At 62.8% G+C, this 5,534-nt stretch carries 6 protein-coding genes and 1 pseudogene; 1 reads left to right on the top strand and 6 read right to left on the bottom strand.

Annotated elements, in window-relative coordinates; translation table 11 throughout:
- Positions 1-172 precede the first annotated feature (172 nt).
- The 3 genes from ACESNB_RS08730 to ACESNB_RS08720 are packed head-to-tail and all read right to left on the bottom strand — an operon-like array spanning position 173 to position 3,096.
- Positions 173-1,339 (bottom strand): winged helix-turn-helix domain-containing protein, encoded by a 1,167-nt coding sequence (locus ACESNB_RS08730; RefSeq protein WP_373006355.1) that lies wholly within the window; start codon positions 1,337-1,339, stop codon positions 173-175.
- 8 nt (positions 1,340-1,347) lie between these two features.
- A complete protein-coding gene (locus ACESNB_RS08725) occupies positions 1,348-2,319 on the bottom strand; it encodes a quinone oxidoreductase (protein ID WP_373006353.1) in 972 nt (323 codons plus the stop codon).
- Positions 2,320-3,096 (bottom strand): TerC family protein, encoded by a 777-nt coding sequence (locus ACESNB_RS08720; protein WP_373006351.1) that lies wholly within the window; start codon positions 3,094-3,096, stop codon positions 2,320-2,322.
- 93 nt (positions 3,097-3,189) lie between these two features.
- On the opposite strand from ACESNB_RS08720, the gene rnhB reads away from it, so the two are divergent.
- Positions 3,190-3,780, top strand: coding sequence for a ribonuclease HII (gene rnhB, locus ACESNB_RS08715; RefSeq protein ID WP_373006349.1), 591 nt, complete (start codon positions 3,190-3,192; stop codon positions 3,778-3,780).
- A gap of 7 nt (positions 3,781-3,787) precedes the next feature.
- On the opposite strand, the gene ACESNB_RS08710 is transcribed toward rnhB, so the two are convergent.
- The 3 genes and pseudogenes from ACESNB_RS08710 to ACESNB_RS08700 form a co-directional block, all read right to left on the bottom strand.
- Positions 3,788-4,573: a transglutaminase family protein gene (locus ACESNB_RS08710; RefSeq protein ID WP_373006347.1), complete on the bottom strand. Its 786-nt coding sequence runs from the start codon at positions 4,571-4,573 to the stop codon at positions 3,788-3,790.
- Positions 4,551-5,327, bottom strand: a complete 777-nt coding sequence (locus ACESNB_RS08705; RefSeq protein WP_373006345.1) for a hypothetical protein — start codon at positions 5,325-5,327, stop codon at positions 4,551-4,553. Before ACESNB_RS08705 ends, ACESNB_RS08710 begins: the two co-directional genes overlap by 23 nt.
- A gap of 18 nt (positions 5,328-5,345) precedes the next feature.
- Positions 5,346-5,534, bottom strand: a pseudogene (locus ACESNB_RS08700) (hypothetical protein); the annotation flags it as partial.

Raw genomic sequence — 5,534 nt, 5'->3', positions numbered from 1 at the left:
TCGTGGCGATATTTCTCGACGCGCCCCCCGGCCCGGAAGCACTAACGGGCCTGCGGCACCAGACGACCGAAATGCTGAAACCCGAAATCCGCGAAATCTATGTGTATTATGCGGATGGGCAAGGCGCGTCGAAGCTGGCCGACATGGCAGCTGCCCTCAACGCCTGAATACATCAGTCCGTCAGCCAGACCACGCCCGTTGCCCCGACAAACCGCGCCAGCCGCCCCAGTTCCGAATCCAGTTTCGCCTGTCGTGCACCTGTCCATTTCACGCCAGGTTCAGGCCACAGCGCGACGACAGTGAGTTCACCCTTGTCCCGGTCTGACTTCACTTCGATCCGCCCGACGAACCGGTCGCCCTCGATCAGCGGATAGACATAATAGCCCCATTGCCGCTTGGCAGCCGGCACGAAAATCTCGATCCGATAGTCGAAACCGAACAGGCGCGTGAGACGGTTGCGATCGCGGATCACGGGGTCAAACGGGTTGAGGATGCGCAGGCGCGAGGTCGGCGCGGGGGTGGTGGCGAGGCGGAGTTCGATGTCCGGCAGCGCCAGAGCGGCACTCCACTGGCCGTTCGCGGATTCGATTTCGACCGGCACGAGTTCACCCGCATTCGCAGCTGTCCAGGCTTTCACTTCCGGCAAGTCCGCCGCCGCCCAAAAGCGCTGCACATCGCCTTCCGTCCCAAAAGCCAGCCGGACCAGCGCTTCGCGGCACAGCCAATCGACCTGCGCCGCATCGCGATGCTCGACCTCGCGCAAGTGATCCGGGATCACGCGGTGCGTCAGGTCATAGTATTTCGTGAAATTCTCGCGGTGCGAGGTCGAGAGTTCCCCGGCATACCACATGTAATCGAGCGCCAGTTTGTGCGGCGGGCGTCGCCACATCTCTTGCTTGCCCGCGATCTTGGTGTCGAACGCCTTGGTGCTGAGCGGGCCTTCGGCCTCGATGCGCGCGCGGATGTCGGCGCGGCCGACTTCGTCCAGCATGCCGCGATGCCATTCCCAGCCGCGCACCCTTTCCTCCAGGCGGCGGAACTGACGACGCCACATCGGATAGAAATCCATCGGGATAAGCGACGCGTCGTGCGTGAAATGCTCGAAGACATGCCGGTCGCGCGCGAGGCATTTTTCCAGCATCGGCTCGCGAAAATTCTGGTTGCGACTCCACAGGATATGATCGTGCGCGCGGGCAACGACGCGGATCGTGTCGAGCTGGACGAAGCCGAGCCGACGGATGATATCGGCGAGATCCAGCGGCCCGGTCGGCGCTGCTGACAGGAGCTGGGCGTCGAGCCAGAGGCGGCGGGCATCCCGGTTTGAAATCCTGAGCGCCATGGCTGGCCTCAGGGAACCAGGATCGTCGCGCCGATCGTCTTTCCGCTTTCGAGGGCGCGATGGGCGTCGGCGACATCCGACAGCGCAAAGCGCTGACCGATATCCGCCTTGAGAGTGCCATCCTTCAGCGCGCCGAACAGGAGACCGGCACCCCGCGCCAGCGCTTCCGGCGTTGCGATGAAATTGAATAGCGTCGGGCGCGTCAGAACAAGCGAGCCGCCTTGCGCCAGCCGTCCGGGCGGAACGGGATCCGGCGCGCCGGATGCGTTGCCGTAGGAAATCATCCAGCCGCGCGGCTTCAGGCTGCTGAGGGACCCATCGAAACTGGTCTTGCCGACACTGTCGAGCGCCACGTCGACGCCCTTGCCATCGGTCAGGGCCTTCACTTGCTCGGCGACATTATCATAGCCGACGATCACTTCGCTGGCCCCGGACGCGCGGGCTATGGCCGCTTTCTTGTCCGACGAAGTGACCGCGATCACCCGCGCGCCAAGGCTGACGGCCCATGGCACGAGCAGGCTGCCGACACCGCCGACGGGCGCCCAGACGAGCAGCGTGTCGCCTTTCTTGATCGGACGAATTTCGAACAATAGCATCCAGGCCGTCAGGCCTTTCAGCATCACGGCGGCGGCCGTTTCGTCGGAGATACTGTCCGGCAGTGGCAACAGGTTTGCCGCCGGCAGGGTCACATGCGTCGCATAGGTGCCAGATGCGACATAGCCGACCCGGTCGCCGGGCTTGATATGAGTGACGCCCTCGCCCACCGCTTCGACCACGCCAGCGCCCTCGCCGCCCGGCGTGAACGGGAATTTCGCCGGATAGAGCCCGGTGCGGAAATAGGTGTCGATAAAGTTGAGGCCGACCGCCGACTGGAGCACCAGCGCCTGGTCTGGGCCGGGCTGTTTCGGGTCGATGGATTCTTTCTTGAGAACCTCCGGACCGCCGGTTTCATGGATACGGATGGCATAGGGGGCTGACATTCAATGGTCTCCGGTTTTCGGGACGCTCTGGCGCGCCTGGATGTTGAGCAGTTCCACGGCCAGCGAGAAGGCGATGGCAAAGTAGAGGTAGCCACGGGGAATGTGGAAGCCGAGGCCATCCGCCACAAGGGCGACGCCCACGAGCAGGATGAAGGACAGGGCCAGCATCTTGGTGGTCGGGTGTTCGCCGATGAATTTGGCGAGCGGGTCGGCGGCAAACGCCATGACGATCGTCGACAGGACAACCGCGCTGACCATCACGACCAGGTCATCGGTCATGCCGACTGCCGTGATCACGCTGTCGAGCGAAAAGACGGCGTTGATGACGAAGAGCTGGATAATGACTGCGGTGAAGCCGCTCTTGGCATCACTTTCCTCATGGCCCGTGCCCTCGACAGCGGAGTGGATTTCCTGTGTGCCTTTCCACAGAAGGAACAGGCCGCCAGCCAGCAGGATCAGATCCTTTATTGTCACGTCCTCGACATGACGCATCAGCGCTTCATCACCGCCTGACAGGATTTGGGCGAAGGCGTGCGGCATCTGGAAAAGGGCGTTCTTGTCGAGGCCGATGATCACGAAGATCAGGCCAAGCATCGCAATCCGCAGGAACATGGCGCCCCATATGCCGACGCGGGTCGCTTGCGCCTTCTGCTTGCCCTGCAGCTTGCCAGTGGCGATGGACACGAACAGGAGATTGTCGATCCCGAGAATGACTTCCAGGAAGGTCAGCGTCGCAAGACTGCCCCAGAAGGCGGGAGAGGCCAGGAATTCAAACATGACGGAAATGTCCTATCGGCAGGGATTCGGAGAAACGGCAATGAAGCTGAGCCAAGGGTGGATAGCAAGGGCGACTCGCGTTGCACTGGCACGATGAACCAACGGCTTCTCTTCACCTGCGGCGTCGATGAAGCCGGACGCGGCCCCTGGGCGGGCCCGGTCACAGCTGCCGCCGTCGTGCTGGACCCGTCTGCGCCGATAGCCGGGCTGACCGACTCCAAGGCACTCAGCGAAGCCCGGCGAGATGCGCTGGCGCCCCTGATCCGCGAACGGGCGCTGGCCTTCTTTGTCGCCCATGCCAGCGTTGAGGAGATTGACACGCTGAACATCCGCGAGGCCACTTTCCTTGCCATGAGCCGGGCCGTGGAGGGCGTCGCCAGCCAATGCACCCTCGGCATGATCCTGATCGATGGCAACGCCCTGCCGAAATCACTGCCCTGCGAGGCCCGCGCCATCGTCAAGGGCGACCTTACGGAGCCGGCCATTTCCGCCGCATCGATCCTCGCCAAGACCGTTCGCGATGCCCTGATGCAGGACCTGGATGCAAGCCATCCCGGCTACGGATTTGCCCGCCACAAGGGCTATGGCACCGCAGCCCATGCCGAAGCCCTGACCCGGCTCGGCCCCAGTCCCCTGCACCGCACCAGTTTCCGCCCCGTACGCGCGGCGATGCTGGCGGGCTGACCGCTAATCAAGCGCCGAGCAATTCGACCGACACTGACTGGCTGAGGCATTCGCAATTGCCCGACGTGGTGAGGAAAGCAATGTCAGCCGCATCCCGGCCAATGGCGATGCGGACAAGGTTTTCGACAGGGACGAGCCGGGTTGCATCGACCAGCCACCAGGCGCCGTCGAGATAGACTTCGAAAACGGCGTGGAAGTCCGGCGGATCAATTTTCCAGGCATAGCCGCTGACGGCGCGGGACGGCACATTCAGCGCGCGGCATATACTGATGCCGAGATGCGTGAAGTCACGGCAGATACCGGCGCGATCGACAAATGTGTTCTCGGCCGTGGTGCCGGCATGGCTGGCGCCCGGAACATAGTCGACATGATTGTAGACCCAGTCGAGCACGGCGAGGACCTGCGTACTGCCGGGCGCGAGACGGCCGAACTCGCGATGAGCAAAGGACATGAACTTGTCCGACGGACAGTATCGGCTGGGCAGCAGGAATTCGAGCACCGGCGGCGGCAGTTCGAGCCAGGATTCCAGCCTGATGCCTGGCGACAGGAGCCGGGGCGTGCTGTTCTCGATGGTGGCTTCATATATGATGCTGGTCCGACCTGCGAGAGCGGCCCGAAAGCGCCGCTCGCCGTGAATGTCGGCCATGTCCTGGATGACCGGCGTGTCAGGCGAGAGGGTGAGCGATTCCGACAGGATGGCCTGGCCTGTCGAGCGGGCGACCTGGATCGCAAAAATGGCCTGCGTATCGTGCGGGAAATCGTAGAAGAGCTCAGACCTTACGCGGAGTTTCAATGACGTATCCTGTTCTCATGGATTCGCGCGCGTTCCGCGCAGCTTGCGGGGCTGTTGCTGTCACGTCTGGCCGGGCCACGCCAGCAATCATCGCATGGAAATGCCGGGAAATGGCGCGCATGACGCGGCTGCGGTCATGCCAGGAGAGATCGACCGCCGGGCCGGTGTCCGTCTTGTTGACATCGACGATATAGATGCGGCCAGAGTTGCTATCACGCAGGATATCGAGCGCGGCCCAGTCAAGGGCCATGGTTTCGGCAAAGCGCGTGATGATGTCGAGCTCTGCGGGCGAGAAAACGTCGGGCAGTTGACGGAAGGACACCGTATCATTGTGCATCGAGAAACGGTCGCCGGCGGGTTTGGTCTTGACCAGAACGAACCGCGGTACACGGCCGATAATGGTCGTGCGATAATCAAAGGCGGTTGTGCCATCGGACGAGTCGACCAGATGCTGGTAGGCCTTTCCTGCGGCAGGGTCGCAGGGACAGGTAACGATCCGGCCATCATGCAGGCCATTGGCTTCGCTCTTCTCCACTGCCGGTCCGAGATGGGTGCGGGGGTCAAGGCGCAGGGCATAGCCGGCGACATTGGCGAACACATCGGCGACACGGCTTTTCGAGATGTCATTGCAGGCGGAATTGAGCTGGACCAGGTTTCCAGCGGGCGGCGGCACACCCTGGGTCGTATCCTCGAAATAGAAGGCGACATCTGCGCTGGCGGGTGTACGGGCAAAGCGGATGCCGGAAAGGGTCATGGCCGACCAGAGGATATATCAGGGCCGCGGCCGATCCGGCGCGAACCAGACCGAGAGGCCGCTTGGCCGCGTCATGCGTACGGCCAACCCCTTCATCAGGACGACAGCGAAATAGAGACAAAATTTCACGAACTCCGAGGGCGTGATTTCCGCGAGGCCAATCCGGCGGCCCGTCTTCTTCACGATCAAGCCGTGGCGGGTCAGACT

Source organism: Hyphomonas sp. (assembly GCF_041689225.1).
GTDB lineage: Bacteria > Pseudomonadota > Alphaproteobacteria > Caulobacterales > Hyphomonadaceae > Hyphomonas.
This window is presented reverse-complemented; position numbering and strand designations above follow the sequence as displayed.